This window comes from Pigmentibacter sp. JX0631, from assembly GCF_029873255.1.
Lineage (GTDB): Bacteria > Bdellovibrionota_B > Oligoflexia > Silvanigrellales > Silvanigrellaceae > Silvanigrella.
The window spans coordinates 281173-303246 of record NZ_CP123622.1; the positions used below are offsets into that span (position 1 = coordinate 281173).

Genomic DNA, 22074 nt, shown 5'->3' on the forward strand with positions numbered 1-22074 from the left:
TTACCAAATCGATTAGAAAGTAGAAAATACTGTTGCATTTTCCACTCTACACTATATTGCATTAATTCTGTATGATCAGGTAATTTGCTTAGAACATTTTAAGCTGAACTCATTGAGGACATAAGATGACAGAAATACTCGGTTTTAATAACCTAACCAAAGCTTTAAGCTTCAATCTTTATGATTTTGCTGTTGCCCTAAATGACGAGGAAAGGGCTTCCTATATCCGTTACATTGACGAAAGATACTCAGCAAAGCAAATAGAGTCTCAATTAATCAGAATAGCAGAAATTATCGATGCAGAAGTGCTGAATGTTAGTTCAAAAGATTTTGATCCCTATGGAGCGAGTGTTGTCCTTTTAATGAGCGATTTAAAAGGAGATCAAGCTACTAAAGAAGCTAATAAAGCCTCGAATCTAATGGCTCAATCTACTGTTTCTATTCACTTAGATAAAAGTCATATCTGCGCACACACTTATCCTGATAGTCTGGATCCTTCAGGAATTTGTAGTTTTCGTGTCGATATAGATATTGCAACTTGTGGAAGTATTTCGCCTTTGTATGCTCTCGATTTTATGTTCAAAGCCTTTGAAACTGATGTGGTTTGTGTGGATTATGTTGTGCGCGGTTTTGCACGTACTAAAAACAATGAGAAAATATTTATGGACCATGAAATGTCCAGTATTACTAAGTATGTTTCTCCTTTAATTTTAAGAGATTACGACACTATTGATCAAAATTCACCAGAACACCATACTTTTCAAACTATGTTTTGTCGTAGAGAATTAGATGAAAGTTCTTATTTCAGAAACCCAAGAACTGTTCCAGCTGATATTGCTTCGGAAAAAATGGCTTTAATTCGTAAAGAAATGGAATCAATAGCAAAAATAAAAAGATAGTTTTTTAAATCATATAATATCCCATGTCTTATCAAGCCTCTATTTACTAGAGGTTTTGTTTTTATATATTTTCCATTTACTAATTTTAATTAAAATAAATTCATGTTAGAAATCTTTAAAATAATTTTATTAGTAACAAAAAAATTATTTTTACCTTAATTTAAGGGAATCATCATGAAGAATAAAATAAATTCAAATACTTATGGGACAATCTTAATATTAATTGCCTTCTTTTCTTGGGGACTTTCTCCTTTTTATTTTAAATCTATTAATATGGTGAATCCTTTTGAAATCCTAGCCCACAGAATTTTGTGGTCAATTCTATTTTTATTTGCAATTATTGCTATGAAAAAGCAGATTTTTAAAATTATAGAAGTTTTTTATTCTCCTAAAACTATATTAACATTAACTTGTACTGCAATTTTGATTTCTGCTAATTGGTTTACTTACATTTGGGCAGTAATAAATAATCATTTAACCGAATCAAGTTTTGGTTACTTTATATCACCAATTTTTAATATTTTTTTAGGACTCATTTTCTTAAAAGAAAAATTAAACAAAGTAGAAATTTTTTCTGTTATAGTTACTATAATTGCAATTGCAATTCAATTTTCTGAAATGTCATTTACAGGCTTTGCGCCATTAGTACCTATTTTATTAGCATTAACTTTCGGTTTTTATTCTTTGCTAAGGAAAAAAATCAATATTGATTCTATTCATGGGCTAACAATTGAAACTTTATTGCTAGCACCTTTAGCTTTAATTTATATAATTAATTTAGGTATTCAGCATGAATTATCATTTTTATCAAATGTAAAAATAACTGGTTTATTATTACTTGCAGGTGTTATAACTTCAATCCCCTTAATTACATTTGTTGCTGGTGCTAAGCTGTTGCCAATGACAAAAATTGGGTTTTATCAATATATCAGTCCTACTTTGCAATTAATACTAGCTATGTTTGTTTTTCAAGAAAAGATAAGTCAACTTAAAATATTTAGTTTTTGTTTAGTTTGGCTAGCAATTATTATATATATATTAAATTCAATTAGAAAATACAGCCTTAAAAAGGTAACTAATAGTAATGTTTAAAACAACTTTAATTTTATATAATTAAAAAATTTCTAAAATTTAATTTTGAATTTATAAAAAACAATTTTATATTACAGAAACTCTCCCTTTTGTTTCTATTTTTGTTAAACTAAATCAAACAAATATGCGCGGAGGGAAGAATGAGTATTAATAGAAGAGACTTTATTAATGGAAGTGCAGTTGCTATTCTGGCAGGAATGTCTCCCCTAGAAATTCTTGGAAAAGAAACTTGTCAAAATAACTATCCACCAGAACTTACTGGTTTAAGAGGCAGCCATATTGGTTCATTTGAAAACGCACATGCTTTAGTTTCTGGTGAAAATTTTAATATTGATACTATGCAAAGTGAAGAGTTTTATGATCTTGTAGTAGTTGGTGCTGGAATAAGTGGTTTAACAGCCGCATATTATTATCTAAAAAAAAATAGCAAAGCAAAAATTTTGATCTTAGATAATCATGATGACTTTGGTGGACATGCCAAAAGAAATGAATTCAAACAAAAGAAAAATTTTGTTTTGGGTTATGGTGGAACTGAATCTTTTCAATCACCAAAACATTATTATCAGAAAGAATTGAATCATTTTCTGCTAGAATTAGGAATAAATATTGATAAACTTGGAAAAAAATTCGATCAAGAATTTTACAAAAATTTGGGACTAGATTTTAGCATATTCTTTGATAAAGAAAATTTTGGAGAAGATAAATTTGTTTTAGGAGACCCATTAGGAAGTGCTGAAGTAACTAAAAATAGTAATTCTGTAACAGAAATTATTGAAAATTTTCCTTTAACTGATGAAGAAAAATTTTCATTACTTAATTTATTGACTGTAAAAAAAGATTATTTACCTGATCTAAAATCCGTTAATGAAAAAGTAGAGTATTTAAAAAAAACAAGTTATAGAAACTTCTTATTACACAATGTTAAGTTAAGTGAAAAAATAGTTAATATTTTTCAGCAAAAAAGTCACGATTATTTGGCGATTGGAATTGATGGAATTAACAGCTACCTAGATGCCAGAAGTATTTCCCTTCCTGGTTTAGACGGGATGAATCTCCCCCCCCTCGACCCAGATACTCAGGCAGAAGTAGATGAGCCATACATTTATCATTTTCCTGATGGCGGGGCTACAATTGCTCGCTTATTAGTAGCAAAATTATTGCCAAAAATATTTTTGCAAAAATTAAATATGGATTCAATAATACAAACTAAATTTAACTATTCTTTCCTAGATTTACCAAATTCACAAGTTAGAATTCGCTTAAATAGTACAGTAGTCCATGCGAAAAATGAAATTAATAATACAGTTTCGTTAGGGTACTTAGAAAAACCTATTTTAGATTCACAAGGGAAATTTATACGTCATGGTAAATTGCATAAACTTACTGCTAAACATGTAGTGATGGCTGGTTACAATATGATGATTCCTTTTATTGTACCAGAACTTCCCAGTAATCAAAAAGAAGTTTTACTTTCAAATGTAAAAGCTCCTTTAATTTATACAAACGTATTACTTTCTAATTGGCGGTCATTTTTAAAATTAAAGACTCATTGTATTTATAATCCCTCTTTAAATTATGCTCTCATTAAATTAGACTTTCCAGTAAATATTGGACATTATTCACATCCCAAAAACCCAGATAAACCCATTTTACTGCATATGGTAAGTATTCCAAAAAACAATAAACTTGGATCTGATGCTCGTACTCAGTTTAAAGCAAGCCGAGCCAAATTATATTCTACGCCATTTTCTGTTTTAGAAAACGATATTAGATTACAGTTACAAAGAATACTTGGACCTACAGGTGAATTTGAACATGAAAAAGATATACTTGAAATCACAATAAATAGATGGCCACATGGATATTCTTATTCATTTAACCCGCTTTTTGATGATGAAAATAGTGTTGAAAATTTAATTTCTTTAGCAAAAAAACCATGCAAAAATATTACTATTGCTAATTGTGATGCGGGTTGGAATGCCCTTACACATGTTGCTATTGCAGAAGCAATAAGAGCAGTGAATGAATTTAATTTTTCTTAAACAATAATTAAAAAGTCGCATAATAAGAAAAAATTATATATAATTTTATTCAGCGAATTCTTGTTTCGCTTTCAAGATTTTAGTTATTTTATAAAATCATGTTTAAAGGAAATTTTTTTGAAAAAAGATAACGATGCCAAAACAAGAGCTTTATCCTTAATAAAAACGATAAGCAGTACTGCGGTGAAAGCTGGAAATGAAGCTCTTAAAAGAAAATTGAATCTATCTGGCCAAAGTGAGACTTTTATGAGCGAAGCTGCTTTACGTTTAGTTAAAGGACTAGATGAATTAAAAGGCGCCGCTATGAAAGTCGGACAACTTTTAAGTATGGTTGACGACAATATTTTACCTCCAGGTTGGAAAGATGCCTTAAGTAAACTGCAATCACAAGCTACAGCAAAAGATTGGGAGTTTATCGAGCCTATTCTGTTAAAAGAATTTCATGATTTAAGTTTTATTAAACATATAGACAAAAAAGCTGTTCATGCAGCAAGCATAGGACAGGTTCATAAAGCCGAATTGATAGATGGACGCATTGTGGCTTTTAAAGTTCAATACCCTAATTTAGAAAAAAATGTTCACTCTGACTTGCAGAACATGAAAAAGGTTGTAAAAATAGCCAATCTTATTCCAAATATGTCAAATTATGATAAAGTTTTTGATGCAGTGGAAAAACTATTTATTCAAGAATTAGACTTTTATCGTGAACAAAAATTTTATGATATTTATCATGAAAAATTCAGAAGTAATCCTAATATTGTAGTTCCTAAAACTATCCCTGAGTATTGCCGAAAAAATATATTAACTACTGAATGGGTTGATGCCATCACTCTACAAGAGTGGATGAAACAAAATGAGTTGCAATTACATACAGCGCCCGATTGTATTTTCACTCGAGATAAACTAGGGAGTGTTTTATTAGAATTGGTATTTACAGAAGTTTTTCATTTCAAACATATCCAATCAGATCCAAATCCAGGCAATTTTTTAGTAACACCTTCTGGGCAATTAGTATTGCTTGATTTTGGCGCAACTCAAGAACTAAGTGATGAACTTATAGAAAATTATGCAACTTTAACCCTTTCAGCCATTGAGAATGATTTGCAGGAATTAGTGAAAGTTGCAAAAAAAATGGGCTTTTTACATAGACATGACCCTCCAGAAGCAAAAGATAGTTTTATTAAATTGATGGAAATTGCTATTGAGCCCTTTCTCCAAGAAACTTATTCATGGAAAAATTGCAAACAATTAAAGCGGACAAATGCTGAATCTATTCATTTTATGAAAGCTACTAAATTTAGAGCTCCTAGCTCTGAAGTTCTCTTTATTAACAGAAGACTTGGTGGTAATTTATTAATCATGGAAAGTTTAGGGCCAACTGTTCAAGCTAGAAGTATTTTACTTAAAATTTTACAGGAAAAAGAGTAATCAGCATGTTAACTTTAAAAAGAATGTTTTCTTTCTGTGCTAGTCATAGATTATATAACCCAAATTTTAGTGATGAAAAAAATCATTCAATTTTTGGTAAATGTTCTGGTATGAATGGTCATGGCCATAATTATAAATTAGAGGTTGTAGTTAGTGGTAATATAGATCCTGAGACAGGAATGTTATTTAATCTTCAAACTTTAAAGCAATTAGTCAATGAAAATATTATTAATGATGTTGATCATAAACATTTAAATCATGATGTATTATGGTTACAAGGTAAAATTCCAACTACAGAAATTTTAGTAGAAAGTATTTGGGAAAGATTAGAATATAAAATGAAAGAAGAAAAAATTACATTAATTCAGTTAGAATCAATAACGGTTTGGGAAACAGAAAATAATATTGTTACTAAAACAAAAAAATAATTCAGTTGTTAAGCTTGTTTCTTTTCAATTTTTTTAGCTTGTAACCATTTAATTAAAATTGGTAGGAATGAAATAATAATAACACCCACTATTAAGTAATGAATATAATCATTTATTTTATCACCAAAAGTTTTTCCTAAAAAATACCCCGCAAGAAGCATACTCCAAACCCACAAGAAACCTCCAACAATATTAAAAATAGCGAAACGCAGATATTGCATTTCAGCTGCGCCAGCAACAGTGGGAGCAAATGTTCTTATGATTGGGATAAATCTAGCAAGTATAATGGTTTTACCACCATGTTTTTCATAAAAATCATGCGCTGCTAATAAATGTTTTCGCCGAAAGAAAAAAGAATCTTTTTTCTGATAAAGTAAAGGTCCTAATTTTCTTCCAATATAAAATCCGACAGCATCACCAATAATTCCAGCTATTGTTAAAGTTACTAATAAAATAACAATATTCATGTCACCTTTTGCAGCAAATAAACCAGCTGCAATTAATAACGAATCTCCTGGTAAGAAAAAACCTAATAATAAACCAGTTTCAGCAAAAACAATAATTATTAAACCTATATATCCGACTGTTTGAATTAGTAAGATAGGATCTTTTAGAAATCCTAGTAAGTAATACACAAAAGAAATTAAAGAATCCATCAAAATATTTCTCCTAATAAAAAACAAAAAAATTCTAACTTTTTACCACTTGAATAGCAAATAAAAAAAATTAGAAGAATTATTTTTATTTATAAAATGGTTCGTATGTAGTTATATTCAGGTATGAAATCCCAAGATACACCTATACTAAATTCTATCCAGCCACTATAAAAGCGTTTAATACCGATATCAAAAACCAATTCCTTTGGTAATTGATTATAAGGTCTTATATTTGCTTTTATAGACCAAACTGAAGATTGTTGCACAAAATCTAGAACAGATAAGCCAGCCAATAGATTATAATTCCCAAAAGAAGCGACATTATCTTCCCACATTACATTTGCCATTACTGCTGGATGTGACAGTACATTACTATCTCTACAATCACAGCTATAATCTATTTGTCCACCAGTGTATTCAGCTGAAGCACCTATCGACAAATAATCATAACGATCGATATTTACGATGGTGTCTAAAAAAGCTGCTCCTGCATAATAAGAACTACCTGAAAGAGTAGAATTTTGAAAATAAGAATACTGCGCATAAGGTAACAATTTCAATTGAATTTCAGAATCTAAATTAATATACGAAGCCCCTGATAATTTATTTAAAATAGTTTTAGGAAAATCAGAGATGTAACCATTACTCGCTCCTATTACTATACCCGTACCTAACAAAGCTGTATAAGGAAACCAGGTTCCAGGTTTGTTAATAATTGCTCTTTTAAATTTATTGCTATTAATCTCACTATTCGCAATAGGTAAATTTTCTTCTTTACCAGCTATTTTATAAGGTAATCCTTGTTTTTCTGTAATATTTTTATTATTTCTTTTTTGTAACTCTTCTTTCGTTAATGGAGCTCCAAAATTTGTTTCTTTTTCAAAAACAACAGGAGGAATTGCTGATTTTAAACTTTCAGGCGCTTCTTTTTCAACAATAGGATTTCCAAATCCCGATTCAACGGCTCCCAAAATCGGTGCTGTTTCAGGATTATAAGGCTCTCTCCAACCTTCTTTATAACCAGATTGATTTTTTTTCCAAACCAGCATTGTCACATCATTTGTTCCAAGGACTTTTAAGGCCTGTTCAAAAGCCAATCTATCCGACGCTATTATTTGACATAAAGAACTTCCCTGCCTAGATTCTAAAACTTTTATTTCATGAATTGTTACTCTTTGAGATCTTAAAAATTCTCCACTTTGAGGATGAAAACTTGTGAGTAATACATAACCTACTGACAAAGAATCTCCCCTAACTACACCTCTTTCAATTCCAAAATCTATGGTAAGTAAGTTTTCTCTTAAATATGTTACCTTACCGTCATGTCCAATGGTATTGATAAGACGAGCAAGAGCTTGAGAAAAAGCAACTTTAATTTTATCTTGTGATACTTGAGGTTCTAACATGATATCTTCTCTTGCCCAAACAGATGAATGAACCCCTGCTCCTTTTAAAACCAATCTAACTAGAGTTTGATCTGGGGCAAAATAAACAGATGGCTTAATCCAAGCCTCTAAATTATAATCTAATTCCAATCGTCTTTTAAAATCTTCAATTTTTTTAGTTAAATTATTGCTTGGATTACCTGCTAAAGGTAATAATTTAACAAAATCATTTAATGCTAAGTTCCAAAATCTTCCTGTATTTTTTATTTCATCAGCAATATCTTCAGCAAATATTTTTTGAATATCGCTTTCATTAAAAGGAAAAGCGGGAATTCCATATAATTGCCTATCTTGCTTGCGCATATATATTCTAAATTTATCTAAATTTGTTTCTACAATATCTAGTCCAACTCTGCGCAGGGGAGGTAATAAAAAGGTATCGCCTTGGGTAATAGGAGATTGAGCAGCGGGATTTTCTAAACCAAAACATATTAAAGGGTAAAATAATAGAAAAATTGCAGAAATTAATTTTTTGACTATTTTTAAACTACTCACTTAATGACTCCCTAATTGTTTAAATTGTATGTTAGTTTTATAAAGATTTAGAAGCCTCAACAATTTGACATAGGGCTGCAATTTTTAGACAAAAAGAAAGGTTCAATTCAAATAGTCTTATTTTAAGAATAGGAGACATTTTGATTCCAAAATTCATTTCGTTGCCATTAAAAATCCTAAAGTTTATTTTCATTTCTGTTTTCTTAATTTTTTCAATTGTTTGTCTCATTTTTTTAGCAACTAACACAATTATGTATATTAATTCTCAAAGTTCAGAAACACAGACCACTGCAAAAGAATTTGCCATTGTATTAGGCGCTAGTGTGCATGGTGATTCTTTATCAGGCTTATTAAAAGCTAGAATGGAAAAAGCAATAGAATTATATGATAAAAAGCTGGTTAAAACTATTTTAATGAGTGGAGATGGTACTGATAGTTATTATAATGAAACAGCAGCAATGAAAAAATATGCATTAAAACATGGTATTCCTGAGGAAGTATTAATTACTGATGAAAAGGGATATAATACTTATGCTACAATTTTAAGAGCAAAAGAAGTTTTTAATGCTCAAAGTGCTTATATTATTAGTCAAAATTTTCATTTAGCTAGAGCTGTTTGGCTTGCGAGAGAAATTGGAATAGACGCACAAGGCGTTAATGCTGGAGAAAGCAAAAATAATTGGTACTATTCATTTAGAGAATTTTTAGCAAGAACCAAAGACTACTTTCAAGTAGTCTTTAAAGTAACGCCATATGATGATAAATTTTTTGATTGGATTTATTAATTACGAGGCTTTAATTTGCTTAAAGTTTTCATCATCTTCATCACAAGTCAATTCACCAAATTTAACAGAACAATTTACTCCGCATTTTGCATCATCAAAATAACTTTCACATCTAAATTGTTTTTTAGACGCGCAAGCAGCTACTGATTGCTTATCAATGCAATTAAATCCACAAACTACACCTTTATCATTTGCTAAACACGTTTCATTTTTACTTTGTTTGCAATCAGCACCAGAACCATTTTTCTTGCATTCAATTCCGCAAAGTTCTTTTCCTTGATAAGTGATGCATTCTTTTTTAGGTTCATTTTTCTTTTTTTGTTCGTACTTATCTTTTTCTTGAACTACAACTTCAGTTCCACAAAAAATTCCTTTTTCATTTCGAATACAAACTTCACGCGCAAAAGAAGAAAAAGAAAATAAAACAAGTAATAATGATAAAAATATTCTCATAAGAAGCTCCAATATTGCACTCATCACAAACAGATGAGATATGTTATTGCATTATCTTATTTTCAAGTTCTTTACCAGAATTACGACTTGCTATGTAATGATCTAAAGTTTGTTCACATTGCTGTTTTAAATTTTGAGCAATTGAACTTTGAGGATTTATTATCAAAGCTTCATTGATACTTTGCAAAGCTTCACTGAATTGTTGTAATTCAATATGTATACGAGTCAATTCGACATAGTAATCATGATCCTTAATAAGTTGAATAGCTTTTTGAATTTCTTCTATAGCTTCCTGAAATTTTCCAACTGATTGATAAAAAAGAGTCATATCATAATGTTTTCTTGCAAGAATAACTCCTTCCCTTTGACAAGCATCTTGAAAACGAATAGCTGCTTCGTCATAAAAACCTAAGTCACTTAATATAATAGTTGCATTAAATTGAGCTTCTATAAAATTAGCATCGGCTTGAATAGCGCGATCAAAAAACCTGAGAGCTTCAGGCAGATCTCCTTTCATTAAAAATAAAAGACCTAATTCATTCAACCAATCAGCCTTTTCGCCTAATTGCTGAATTTGATCAAGTCCAATATTTTCAGCTAATTGAAAGTCTGCCGCAAACAGTGCTGAACGAAAATCATTTAAAGAATTTTGCACAAATTCTCTCCTTTATAACAATACACAAATAATACATTAAAATGTTGAAGATTAAAAATGGATGTGTGAGAGTTGCGCGAACAGATCTCTGTTCCTATTTCACTTTAAAAGTAACCATTTTAAAATTTTCAATGGTTTATAAATCTAATAGGAGAAAAGAATGAAATTAAAACATGGCGCTGCAACCCTCGTCTTAGGAGTCCAATATGGCGACGAAGGAAAAGGGAAGCTTGTAGATGTTTTGGCAGAACAAGCTGAACTGGTGTGTCGTGTCCAAGGTGGAAATAATGCTGGACATACAATTTGGGTAAATGGTGAAAAAATAGTTACACAACTTTTACCTTCAGGCATTCTTAGAGAAAATTGTGAAATTGGAATTGGAGCTGGAGTCGTTGTTGATCCTTTTGTTTTAAGAGATGAAATTAAAAAAATAAAATCTCAAGGATATGACATCACACCTGAAAGACTACATGTCGATTACAGAGCAAGTGTTATTTTACCATATCACAAAAACATGGATCTTAAACGTGAATTAGAGCGTTCTAAAAATACAACAAAAATTGGAACAACTGGAAGAGGAATTGGACCAACTTACGCTAGTAGAGCTTACCGTGAAGGACCACGAATAGCAGAAATTGCAAGTCCTGAAAATTTTAAAAACTGGTTAAAAGCAAATCCTTACTTGGCTGAAGGATTAGAAGGAAAACTGCTCGATGAGTTTTTAGAAACCGCTGAATTATTAAGACCTTATATGAAAGATTTGGCTATGATTGCCAATAACAGACTTTCTCAAGGCGCTAGAGTACTGCTCGAAGGAGCTCAAGGAGCTATGCTTGATGTCAGTTTTGGTACCTATCCTTATGTTACTTCAAGTAATTTAGTGGCTGGTTCCTGTGCTGGTGGGTTAGGAATACCACCTTGGAAAGTTTCAAGTATTCTTGGAGTTATTAAGGCTTACTCAACAAGAGTTGGAAATGGGCCTTATCCTGCCGAATTAACAGGACCTTTTGCTGATGAACTCCGCAAACGTGGGCATGAATTTGGGACAAATACAGGTCGCCCACGCTCAGTTGGCTGGCTCGATCTCGTAGCTTTACGTTATTTAGCTAAAATTAATGGCTTAACTGGTCTTGCCATTATGAAAGCAGATGTTCTTGCTGGAATTGAACATATTGGACTTATAACAAATTACAATGACAAACGAACAAATAAAGAAATGAATGGCTACCCTATGACGCAAAATGCATGGGACAATGTTGAACCTGTAGTTGAGTTTATGGATGGATGGGATAATGTTGCGGTTGGTACTAATTTAAACAAAAATTATAAAGCTTTTGTGAAAAAAATTGAAGAATTCATAGATGTTCCAAGTGCATATATCTCAACGGGAGCAGAAAGAAGCGAAGGCATCTGGTTAGCATAAATTTGATTCTTACGCTTGAAATTACATTTAAAATTTTTTAAAGTAGATTATAAATGTAATTTTACAGTTATATAGTTATAGCATTTTTGCTATAATTTTTCTTTTTTGGAGAATAAAAATGATACTTCAAGGCAATGCTCTCATTATTCAATCAGGCGGCCCCACAGCTGTTATCAATCAATCACTGGCTGGAATTATGGGAGCAAGTCGTGACTATCCAGATAAAATTCAAAAAGTTCTAGGAGCATACCATGGTTTGCATGGTGTGTTGTATGAAAATTTAGTAGATTTATCGGCTGAAGATACTCGAGTTTGGCGAACCATCGCCATTTCCCCAGGTGCTGCCTTAGGTTCTGCAAGAATAAAACCAAGACATAGTGATTTAGACAGAATTTTTGAGGTTTTTTCAGCACACAACATTAAATTTGTTTTTTATAATGGTGGAAATGACTCTGCTGAAGCTGCTCAATTAATTAGAGAAGAAGCAAACAAAAGACACTACGATGTTAGAATTCTGCATATACCTAAAACAATTGATAATGATCTTATGGTAACCGATCATTGCCCCGGTTATGGTAGTGTAGCAAAAGTCGTATCCCACATTATTGCAGGTGATGACCTAGATAATAGAAGCTTTTTTAATAGTGTAAAAATAAATGTTGTCATGGGAAGACACGCTGGGTGGATAGCTGCGGCAACCGCCATTGCTAAAAAAGGGCACATCGATATTGAAGATGATGATGAAGTAGGTCCTCATCTTATCTATCTTCCAGAAGTAGAATTTAACGAAAAAAAATTTCTATCCGATGTACAAAAGACATATAACAGAATTGGTAGAGCTACTATTGTTGTTGCAGAAGGGATAGCTGATCAATTAGGTGAAGAAAAATTCTCTGGTGAAGTCGATGAATTTGGCAATGCACTACTTTCAAGTTCAGGAAAATTAGGGGATTATCTTTCAAATTTAATCAAAAAAAATCTTGTATATAATACCGCATTTGGAAAACTTCGTTGCAGAGCTGATACTTTAGGATATTTGCAACGCTCATTAGCAGGAATGGCCTCTGAAACCGATCAAGCTGACGCATTTTTAGTTGGCTCTATGGCTGTACATTACATGATGAAAGGTGAGTCTGATAAAATGGTAACTTTGGTAAGACTGCCTGGCACAACATATAAATGTGAAACTTCTCTTTGCGATTTAAAATTAGTTGCTCAAAAGACAAAACTTATGCCCAGAAGTATGATTAACAAAGAAGAAAATGGAGTAACTGAAGAGTTTTTTGAATATGTCCTACCATTAGCGGGTTCAGTCCCTGAAATTCATGCTTTAAAACCAAAACATTTAAAGAAGCATTTGATCGACTACGTTAGGCCAGAAAAATAGACTTAAATTAATTTTAGAATAAATCTAATTTAGTGGTGTTTTTTAAATTTTCATGCTATTTCTTCTGAGATGGAATTTTTCTTCATCCCAGAAAGGAATTACAATGAAGGCTAATATTGGAATCAATAAATCAAATATTTCTAAAGTAGTTAGCATACTCTCAAACTATCTAGCAGATTCTTATTTTCTTTATTTTAAAACCCATGGTTTCCATTGGAATGTTACAGGTATGTTTTTCCAACCTTTGCATAAACTATTTGATGAGCAATATAATTCGCTTTTTTCAAGTTTAGACGAAATAGCTGAACGAATTCGTTCTTTGGGAGAATTTGTTCCTGCATCATATATTCAATTAAAAGATCTTACTTGCCTCAAAGAATTAAAAGAAGTCCCTAAAGATATGGAAATGCTAAAAGTTCTTGCAGAAGACCACGAAACCATAATTCGAAACTTACGTACTTGGATAGATGAAGTAACTACAGCTGGTGATGTTGGGACAGCCGATTTTCTAACCGCAAGAATTGAAGAACACGAAAAAACGGCTTGGATGCTCCGTAGTCATCTTGTATAAGCCAATTTTTTTAATCCCTCCATCTTTATACGAATTGATAAGTTGACTTAACAATTCGTATATATTATTAAATATTTGACTATTTGTTATAGAAAAATAAACATTAATATTCAAAAATTTTATCTAAAAAAATATTAAAAGTAATAAAATAAATATTTTTTTAGGAAATAGTTTTTCTTAAAATCCTATTATAGGCTTATAATTTAATTCTATTTTTAAGAATGGAGAGAATTTTGATTAATGCAAATAAAAATATCTTTATTATAAATAAAATTGATAATCCTGAAGTTAAATTAATAGTAAATCATCATGCAGGCGGAAATGCTGCATTTTATTTTAAATTTACAGATTACTTTCCTAAAAATTGGGAAATCTATTTAATAGATCTACCTCTTAGAAGTTATCATAATCAAGTAAAACAATTAAAAGAAAGAGATGATTTATATCATTTTTTTTCTAATACTTTTAATGAATTTGAAACTGGAAATATTGCAATTTTTGGGCATAGCTTAGGTGGACATATTTCGCTTGAGTTAGCTTACTATTTAGAAGAAATAAAAAATATTAAAATAAAATGGCTCGGTATCTCAAGTAAAAATCCGCCAGGCCAAAGTAAGAATACTATTCCATTATATACCTATAGTGACGAAGAATTGATTAATTGGTTAAGAAAAGTTAATGGCACACCTAGTGAATTGTTAGAAAATAAAGAAATTTTAAATCTATTTTTACCTAGCTTAAGGCACGATCTTTATCTTTATCACAACTTAAATAGTTCATTTAAACTAAAATATAAATTAGAAATTCCTCTATCAATTTTTTATGGAAATAAAGATTCAGGAATTGAAAAAGAAAAAATAACTAATTGGAAAAATTTTACAAAAAACACTTGCAACATAATAAATTTCGAGGGAAATCACTTTTATTTTAATGATAATTTAGACTTTTTTTCAAATACTCTAATTTCTGAAATTAAAAGAAATTTAATAAATTAAAAATAAAATTCATTAATAAATCTAATTATAATATCTACTTTCGCAGTCAAGTAACTTTTAGATTAGTAATATAAACAATGTATTTTAAAATCTGTTTTTAATTCAAATTCAAGAACATTTAATTTTTCATTGGAAACAAATAAATTACTGCAACTAAAATGTAGTTCAGGTTGAACATTCATAGCAAATACTTTTAAATCTATTTTATTCCCATAATTAATAGGAATCATAAAATTTCTAGGAACAAGTTGATAAAATATATTTTCAGAAACTATAGAAATATAACCACCCATAAACGCCCAATTATTAGGATTTTTAGGTACAACCATTAAATAAACAGAATTTTTAACCTCAGCTTTAGCAAAATAAGTAAAAAAAATAAAAGAAAAAATCGAAATTAATTTAAAAATTGAAAATTTCATAATTACCTCCGCACAAAAGGTAACATACATGGAAAAAATAAATTTTCAAATTTTTATATAAATAAAATTAATAACTTAATTTTGGTAATCTATATTTATTTAAATAAGAGCAGATTTTTTAATAAAATTATTAATTTCATTATCATTTAATTCATAATTTTCTTGTAATCCAGTTTTTAACCACTTAACCGAAAAAGTTTGGCTTTTAATTTCTTCTTCACCTTGAAAAACAACTGCTTTTGCACCTATTTTTTCTGCATATTGAATTTGCTTCCCAAACTTAGATACAGAAACAGGGGCTTCAATATTTAAACCTTTTTCTCTCAAAATTTGAGTTAATTTTAAAGCAGACATTCTATCTTGCTCCGAAAAACGCAAAACACAAATATCTGTCTGTTTATTTAATACTGGCAAATAGCCATGAACTTCCATGAAATTAATGAGAGCCACATCTCCAGCACCATAACCAACTCCCGGTAATTCATCACCACCAAAAGCACCTACTAAATTATCGTAACGACCTCCACCAAATAATGCGCGTTGGTTTGACGGATGACGATCAAAAAATTCGAACACCATGCCAGTATAATAATCAAAACCACGCATAATATCAGGCGAATATAAAATACATTCAGAAGAAGTGAGTTCTTTTAATGCATCTATTCTTAACTTTAATTCTTTTGCTTCTGCTGAATATTCACCAAGTAATTGGATACACTCTTCAATACTTGAATTCATAAAAGAATTTATTTTATGAATATTTTCATCAGACAAATTTAAATTTTTACATTGAATCTGAAAATTTTCTGCAGATAATTTATCTTTTTTATCGAATAAACGAAGAATAGGAGGTATATTTTCAAGATCTATAGCCAATATTTTTGTCAAAAAGGAATTAATTATACCTCGGTGATTTATTTTAACTACAAAATCTTGGTAAGATGCCCCTATAGATTTTAATATATCAATACCTGTTAGAACTATTTCAATATCTTCATCTAATGGATTTCCACCAAAAATATCAACATTTAATTGATCAAATTCTCTCAATCTTCCCCTTTGAGGACGCTCATAACGCATACATGTTGGTATAGAGTACCACCTTATCGGTTTTATTAATTCTCTTTGCTTTGTAGCCACCATTCTTGCCAGAGTAGGAGTCATTTCAGGTCTGATAGCAAGAGTTCTATCTCCCTTATCTTTAAATGAGTATAATTGATCTTTAACAATTTCTTCACTGGATTTAGCAGCATATAGTTCTAAATGTTCCACAAAAGGCCCAGCATACTCTTCATAACCATAAGACACCATAAGTTTATGAATTTTAGAATAGAGATAAGATTTTAACCGTTGTTCAGAGGGAAAAAAATCGCGAGTACCCTTGTAACCTTGGGTACTTAGCGTATTTTTTTTTAATTGTGGTGTTTGTTTTGACATATTGACTTCCTGCAAATCTGGAAACGCTATCAGCATATTTAAGCACTTGAAGTTAATAGTTGTAGAAAAGCCTGTCAATTCTATTTCACGTTATATCATACTTGCTTTACAGTTATTAAATATGCCAGATTGCATTTCTGAAAATGAGATTATCTAGCCCCATAGCTTGATAGTTTAAGAAATCGTTTTTATAAGGTGATATATTTAAAAATGGGTATAAACTATGAATAAATATTGTGAGCAATGGGATCTAAACCCACTTAAACTACCACAGCATATTGGCATTGTTATGGATGGTAATGGGAGATGGGCAACAAAAAGACATCTACCAAGAATTGCTGGTCATCGTAAAGGTGTAGAACGAGTTCAAGAAATAACTGAGTTTTGTGGAAATATTGGCATTCAGGCTTTAACACTATTTGCATTTTCAGATGAAAATTGGCGTCGCCCAGAAGAAGAAGTAGGCGGAATTATGGGATTATTACGCTGGTATATTAGAAAAGAACATGCGAGAATCAAAGAAAATAATGTCCAATTTAGAGTTATTGGAGACCGCAGGAAACTATCCCTAGACATTATAGAACTCATTGAAAACTTAGAACATGACACCAAACACAATAATGGTATGCATTTGTGCGTTGCATTAAGCTATGGAGCAAGAGGTGAAATTCTAAGAGCTGTTCGAAAATTAGTAGAGAAGGTAAATCATAATGAACTTTATCCTAATGATATTGATGAAAATATATTTGAAGATTGCCTTGATACACAAGGGCTGCCTCAATTAGATATGTTTATTAGAACAAGCGGAGAAATGCGGGTTAGTAACTTTTTATTGTGGCAATTGGCTTATGCAGAATTATTTTTTAACGACTCATTTTGGCCAGATTTTGATACAAAAAAACTAGTAGATTTACTAAAACAATTTACACTAAGAGAACGGCGTTTTGGTATGACTTCTGAGCAATTAAAAAAAAATGAAACTGCGGTCTTTTTAAAGAGGTAACAAATTAGTAATGGACATTTTACATTCAATACTTTCAAATACAATAATAGCTTTCATAATTTTAATAAGCATAGTTGTATTCGTCCATGAATTGGGTCACTTTTTAGCAGGAAAAGCATTTGGGATAGAAGTAGAAGAGTTTAGTATAGGGTTTGGGCCAAAGGCTTTTTCATTCAAAAAAGGAGCTACTGAATACAGAATTAATTGGTTACCTTTAGGAGGATATGTTCGGTTTTATGGTTCGGATATAGAACAAATTATTCCACCAGAAAAAAAAGAAAAATCTTTTCTATACGCTAAAGTTCACAAAAGAGCTATTGTTTCTTTCGCAGGTCCTTTTGCCAATTTTATATTAAGCTTTATTGTTATGACTTTTATTTATTTGTATGGTGTTCCTTATAAACCAACTGTCATAAACGTACTTCCAAATTCAGTTGCTGAAAAGAGTGGATTACAAACTGGCGATAAAATTCTTTCTATTGATCAAAAGAATATTGAGAGTTGGTCGGATCTATCTACAAAAATAAGTACCTCTCCTGAAAAAATGTTATCACTAGAAATTGAAGCAAATGGTATTAAAAAAAATATCAATATAAAACCGAATAAAGAAGAAGTTGAAACCACTTTAGGTAACAAACAAATTTCAGGAAGAATTGGTATAACTCCTATTTTTAATTCTTCGAATATAATTGTTTTTCCTTCAAGTTTTTTTGCTCAAATTGGATTACAAACCGGTGATAAAGTAACAAAGATTGACGATAAAGAAATAAAATTTCAATATGAAGTAATATCCTATTTAAAAAACAATTTAAAAGCAGATTCTGAATATCTGTTAGCAAAAAATATTATTCAGAACAAGTTTTTAGACAATAATTTTAACCTTACTGTAATTAGAAATAATTCAGAAAAAAATATTTCAGTTAACTTCAATCAACCAACTTTAAAAGTATGGGCGACGAATATCATTAAAAGTAATCGTCCCGAAATTAATGAAAGTTGGCAATATCGCTTTCTATCAGCAGATCAAACAATATCAGAATTTTCTGCGAAAGGAAAAGAAGATATTCTTTTTCCTGCCCAGTCTGCTTGGCAAAAATGCGGTCTGAAAGAAGGTCAAACTATTTATTCTATTGTTGGTCAAGGAAAAATTATTTCGCTTTTACAGGTTTATTCTTGGATGGATAGTGCAACAAAAGGAATTCCTCCAGCAAATAATAAAAATATTAATGTGAAAATGAGTGTATTAGAAAAAAATGGTACTTTATCTACTTTGAATTGTGAAATTCCTTTACGCTATGGATATGATCATTTAAATAGAGCCACTTTATATCTTGATTTTCCAATCAAATTTTATTCCCAAAGTATCACATTCCCAAATGAAATTTCCAAAGCAAATAATTTATATTCTGCTTTGGAAAAAGGATTTAATTCTGTATTGAATCAAATTCAAATGACTTACAGCGCCATAAAGATGCTCTTTACAGGGTCAATTCCCCTATCCAATTTAGGGGGGCCTATTGCTATAGCTAATGTAGCTGGAGAAGCTGCAAAAGGTGGTTTAATTATTTTTCTAATGACTATGGCTTTTATTAGCACAAATATAGGTATGATGAACTTATTACCACTTCCTGCCTTAGATGGAGGCCATTTATTTTTAAATTTAGTAGAAGCTGCATATGGTAAATCTCTACCTAAAAATATCCAAATTACAGTTCAAAGAATTGGTATATTTATTCTTTTAACTTTATTTGTTATAGTATTTTATAATGATATATTAAGACTTATTCGTTTTCATTAAAAGGATCATTTTGATGCAGCATCAAAAAATAAAATTTCCCCTTGTTTTAATACTAACTCATCGAAGAGGAGTAGGTATTGCTGTTTTAAAAGACGAAAAAAAAATTACTGAATTATTAAAAGAACCAACTGAACTTTTTTTAAATGCAACCAATCATAGCATTCAAAAAACTTCACTTTATGAATATTTTAAATACCAAGATATTTTGTTCACTAGAGTTTTAGCTAAGACTGCAGAAAATTTATATGATTTATTTAAATTTGCACTTGATATTTCAGGTCTTCATCCAAAAGATGTTAATACTTATGCTGTTGGTATTGGCCCTGGTTCTTTTACTGGATTAAGACTTGGTTGTGCTTTTATTAATGGAATAAAAATTGGAAGTCCTTTCATAAATTTAATTCCCGTAACAACCCATCTTACACCTGAACTTATATTAAAATGCCAAGCAAAATTTTCTGAAGATGCTTGCAAAATGCAATTAGCAGACTTTGACCTTGATGATGAATCAACAGGTTTTGTTACTTTTTTTGACCTTTATTTTGCTCTAGAAAGTATTTTTCTTGAAAAGAATTTACCTGTGGATTCTCTAATTCCTCAATACGGAAAACAACCTGGACCAGTTCTTAAAATGTTAGAAGGAACTATAATATGAACTCTGAGTTACAGCAAGATAACAATTTAAAAGACGATAATGTAACACACATTATCGATAGAAGAAAAAAAGTTAAATCAAGTATTTATCTATTACCTAACCTAATTACATCTGCTTCGCTTTTTTTTGGATTGCTTGCAATCAAGTATTCAATTGATGGAAGAATCAGTGGCAATGCACAAGAATTTGTTTTTGCTGCTTATGCTATTTTAGCCGCTGGTCTTTGCGATGGATTAGACGGAAGTGTAGCTCGCTTAACTCATACGCAAAGTTCTTTTGGTGTCCAACTAGATTCTCTCTGCGATTTAGTTTCTTTTGGAATAGCGCCCGCTGTCGTTATTTACAATTACGCTTTAAATGATTTTTACCGTTTAGGCTTTTGTGTCGCATTCATATTTGCTGCCTGTGGTGCTTTGCGTTTAGCACGATTTAATGTCCAAAGCGCTATGGGAAAAACGAGCGGAAATTTCACTGGAATTCCCATTCCTATGGCAGCAGCACCGCTGGCTGTATTTATCATGGCACAAAATGAATTAGCTACTTGGAATTTAAATGATCATTCAGCATGGGAAGTATCACTTGCACAAATTCTGATAAATCCGGATGTTAGAAATATTACTCTCCTCATTATTATGTTTTTTCTAGCTCTAGGTATGATTTCAACTTTTGAATATTTAAGCCATAAAGCAATGCGCCTACCGAAAAAAAGGCCATTTCGAGTTTTAGCTGCAGTTTTAATCATTTGCGCAATAATTTTTATATTGCAATTTATTGTTTCCCTAGCGCTCTTTTTAATAATATATTGCTTTCATGGTCCTGTTTTATGGATTTTCACTCGGAAAGATAAAGCAGCTGAAGAAGAAGAACTTTTTGAGGCAGGACACAACTCAGAATAAGTTTTATATTAGAGGTCTTTTATGCTAGAACTAACGATAGGAATTGTTGGCTCCACAGGAGTGGTAGGCCAAACAGCTCTTGAAATTTTACATGATGATTTTCCTGGTTTTAAAGTAAAAAATTTAAAACTATATGCTTCAAAGTCCTCTGCTGGGAAAAAAGTTTCTTTTAAAAATAAGAAAATTACTATCGAAGAAATAACGTTAACTTCTATTTTGGAATGTGATGCAGTTTTATTTGCTTCTGATGCTACTATTTCAGCTGAATACATTCCAAAATTAGCAGAAAAAGGAATATTATGTATTGATAAATCTTCAGCTTTCAGAACACATCCTAATGTTCCTTTAGTTGTTCCAGAAGTAAATGGTGAATTGTTAAACAAAAATTTTCTGAAAAAATTTCCAGTAGTTGCAAGTCCTAATTGTTGCACAATTCCTTTGGTGATGGTGCTAAAACCTATCCTTGAAAATTTTGGCATAAAAAAGGTAATTTTATCGACATATCAAAGCGTATCTGGAGCAGGAAAACCAGGCATTGATACTCTTTTGGAAGAATCCAAAAACTTTTTTAATCAACAAGATCTAACAAGTACCTCTTCAAATATTTTTCCAAAATCTATAGCTTTTAATGTATTTCCTTATGTTGCAGGTATTTTAGAAAATGGAGATACAGACGAAGAATCAAAAATAATTGCAGAAACACGAAAAATTCTTGCTAATGAAAACTTTCCTATCTCTGCAACTAGCGTCAGAGTCCCTACTCTAGTTGGACATGGTGAATCCGTTACCTTAGAATTAGAAAAATCTTTTGAAATATCTGAAATTAAAGAAAAGTTGCAAAAATTTCCCGGCTTATTAGTAATAGATGGAACTGCTATTCATGATGATGAATTGCAACAATATGGCCAATTTGTCACACCTCGTGAATGCCATGGAAAAGATGAAGTCTTTGTGAGTCGTATAAGAAAAGTCAGCGTTTTTGAGAACGGTCTCTCTTTGTGGTTAGTAAGTGACAATCTCCGTAAAGGTGCTGCATTAAATGCAATTCAAGTTATTAATACTTGTGCTATAAATGGAACGATTCAAGCTATTTTAAATAAGTAACATGA

The 22074-nt window shown here is 30.8% G+C and carries 21 protein-coding genes; 15 read left to right on the forward strand and 6 right to left on the reverse strand.

Features of this window, described 5'->3' with window-relative positions; all coding sequences use genetic code 11:
- Window positions 1-125 precede the first annotated feature (125 nt).
- From QEJ31_RS01170 to QEJ31_RS01190, 5 genes are all read left to right on the forward strand, one after another.
- A complete protein-coding gene (locus tag QEJ31_RS01170) occupies window positions 126-899 on the forward strand; it encodes an S-adenosylmethionine decarboxylase (RefSeq protein ID WP_280591956.1) in 774 nt (257 codons plus the stop codon).
- 174 nt (window positions 900-1073) lie between these two features.
- A complete protein-coding gene (gene rarD / locus QEJ31_RS01175) occupies window positions 1074-1991 on the forward strand; it encodes an EamA family transporter RarD (protein ID WP_280591957.1) in 918 nt (305 codons plus the stop codon).
- A 140-nt stretch (window positions 1992-2131) separates the two neighbouring features.
- Entirely contained in the window at window positions 2132-4033 is a 1902-nt protein-coding gene (locus tag QEJ31_RS01180; protein WP_280591958.1) for an NAD(P)/FAD-dependent oxidoreductase, read from the forward strand.
- A 117-nt stretch (window positions 4034-4150) separates the two neighbouring features.
- Window positions 4151-5461 carry an AarF/ABC1/UbiB kinase family protein gene (locus tag QEJ31_RS01185; RefSeq protein WP_280591959.1) on the forward strand — a complete coding sequence of 437 codons (1311 nt, stop codon included), beginning with the start codon at window positions 4151-4153 and terminating at the stop codon, window positions 5459-5461.
- A gap of 5 nt (window positions 5462-5466) precedes the next feature.
- Complete coding sequence (locus QEJ31_RS01190; protein ID WP_280591960.1) at window positions 5467-5889, forward strand: 6-carboxytetrahydropterin synthase; 423 nt, start codon at window positions 5467-5469, stop codon at window positions 5887-5889.
- Between the two features lie 8 nt (window positions 5890-5897).
- Here the strand turns inward: QEJ31_RS01190 and QEJ31_RS01195 are convergent, their stop codons facing one another.
- Both QEJ31_RS01195 and QEJ31_RS01200 read right to left on the reverse strand, forming a co-directional pair.
- Window positions 5898-6545 (reverse strand): VTT domain-containing protein, encoded by a 648-nt coding sequence (locus tag QEJ31_RS01195; RefSeq protein WP_280591961.1) that lies wholly within the window; start codon window positions 6543-6545, stop codon window positions 5898-5900.
- An 89-nt stretch (window positions 6546-6634) separates the two neighbouring features.
- Complete coding sequence (locus tag QEJ31_RS01200; protein WP_280591962.1) at window positions 6635-8485, reverse strand: hypothetical protein; 1851 nt, start codon at window positions 8483-8485, stop codon at window positions 6635-6637.
- Between the two features lie 140 nt (window positions 8486-8625).
- Here QEJ31_RS01200 and QEJ31_RS01205 point away from each other — a divergent pair, with 140 nt between their 5' ends.
- Window positions 8626-9270, forward strand: a complete 645-nt coding sequence (locus tag QEJ31_RS01205; protein WP_280591963.1) for an ElyC/SanA/YdcF family protein — start codon at window positions 8626-8628, stop codon at window positions 9268-9270.
- Here QEJ31_RS01205 and QEJ31_RS01210 read toward each other — a convergent pair whose 3' ends face one another.
- Complete coding sequence (locus QEJ31_RS01210; protein WP_280591964.1) at window positions 9271-9723, reverse strand: hypothetical protein; 453 nt, start codon at window positions 9721-9723, stop codon at window positions 9271-9273.
- Between the two features lie 43 nt (window positions 9724-9766).
- Entirely contained in the window at window positions 9767-10378 is a 612-nt protein-coding gene (locus QEJ31_RS01215; protein WP_280591965.1) for a tetratricopeptide repeat protein, read from the reverse strand.
- A 160-nt stretch (window positions 10379-10538) separates the two neighbouring features.
- On the opposite strand from QEJ31_RS01215, the gene QEJ31_RS01220 reads away from it, so the two are divergent.
- The 4 genes from QEJ31_RS01220 to QEJ31_RS01235 all read left to right on the forward strand — a co-directional run bounded on the left by QEJ31_RS01220 (window position 10539) and on the right by QEJ31_RS01235 (window position 14754).
- On the forward strand, window positions 10539-11801 hold the full coding sequence (locus tag QEJ31_RS01220) for an adenylosuccinate synthase (RefSeq protein ID WP_280591966.1): 1263 nt from the start codon (window positions 10539-10541) through the stop codon (window positions 11799-11801).
- A 118-nt stretch (window positions 11802-11919) separates the two neighbouring features.
- Window positions 11920-13188 (forward strand): diphosphate--fructose-6-phosphate 1-phosphotransferase, encoded by a 1269-nt coding sequence (locus tag QEJ31_RS01225; RefSeq protein ID WP_280591967.1) that lies wholly within the window; start codon window positions 11920-11922, stop codon window positions 13186-13188.
- Window positions 13189-13291: 103 nt separating this feature from the next.
- On the forward strand, window positions 13292-13759 hold the full coding sequence (locus QEJ31_RS01230) for a Dps family protein (RefSeq protein WP_280591968.1): 468 nt from the start codon (window positions 13292-13294) through the stop codon (window positions 13757-13759).
- Between the two features lie 233 nt (window positions 13760-13992).
- Window positions 13993-14754 carry a thioesterase domain-containing protein gene (locus QEJ31_RS01235; RefSeq protein ID WP_280591969.1) on the forward strand — a complete coding sequence of 254 codons (762 nt, stop codon included), beginning with the start codon at window positions 13993-13995 and terminating at the stop codon, window positions 14752-14754.
- A 62-nt stretch (window positions 14755-14816) separates the two neighbouring features.
- On the opposite strand, the gene QEJ31_RS01240 is transcribed toward QEJ31_RS01235, so the two are convergent.
- Together QEJ31_RS01240 and hisS are read right to left on the reverse strand one after the other, a co-directional pair.
- Complete coding sequence (locus QEJ31_RS01240) at window positions 14817-15176, reverse strand: hypothetical protein (protein ID WP_280591970.1); 360 nt, start codon at window positions 15174-15176, stop codon at window positions 14817-14819.
- A 99-nt stretch (window positions 15177-15275) separates the two neighbouring features.
- Window positions 15276-16613, reverse strand: a complete 1338-nt coding sequence (hisS, locus tag QEJ31_RS01245; protein WP_280591971.1) for a histidine--tRNA ligase — start codon at window positions 16611-16613, stop codon at window positions 15276-15278.
- Between the two features lie 223 nt (window positions 16614-16836).
- Here hisS and QEJ31_RS01250 point away from each other — a divergent pair, with 223 nt between their 5' ends.
- The 5 genes from QEJ31_RS01250 to QEJ31_RS01270 are packed head-to-tail and all read left to right on the forward strand — an operon-like array spanning window position 16837 to window position 22069.
- Entirely contained in the window at window positions 16837-17616 is a 780-nt protein-coding gene (locus QEJ31_RS01250) for an isoprenyl transferase (RefSeq protein WP_280591972.1), read from the forward strand.
- A 10-nt stretch (window positions 17617-17626) separates the two neighbouring features.
- Window positions 17627-19414: an RIP metalloprotease RseP gene (gene rseP, locus QEJ31_RS01255; RefSeq protein ID WP_280591973.1), complete on the forward strand. Its 1788-nt coding sequence runs from the start codon at window positions 17627-17629 to the stop codon at window positions 19412-19414.
- Between the two features lie 13 nt (window positions 19415-19427).
- Window positions 19428-20069 (forward strand): hypothetical protein, encoded by a 642-nt coding sequence (locus QEJ31_RS01260; protein WP_280591974.1) that lies wholly within the window; start codon window positions 19428-19430, stop codon window positions 20067-20069.
- Window positions 20066-20965, forward strand: coding sequence for a CDP-diacylglycerol--serine O-phosphatidyltransferase (pssA, locus tag QEJ31_RS01265; protein WP_280591975.1), 900 nt, complete (start codon window positions 20066-20068; stop codon window positions 20963-20965). The genes QEJ31_RS01260 and pssA overlap by 4 nt, the downstream gene beginning before the upstream one ends.
- Window positions 20966-20986: 21 nt before the next feature.
- Window positions 20987-22069 (forward strand): aspartate-semialdehyde dehydrogenase, encoded by a 1083-nt coding sequence (locus tag QEJ31_RS01270; protein WP_280591976.1) that lies wholly within the window; start codon window positions 20987-20989, stop codon window positions 22067-22069.
- Window positions 22070-22074: the final 5 nt, after the last annotated feature.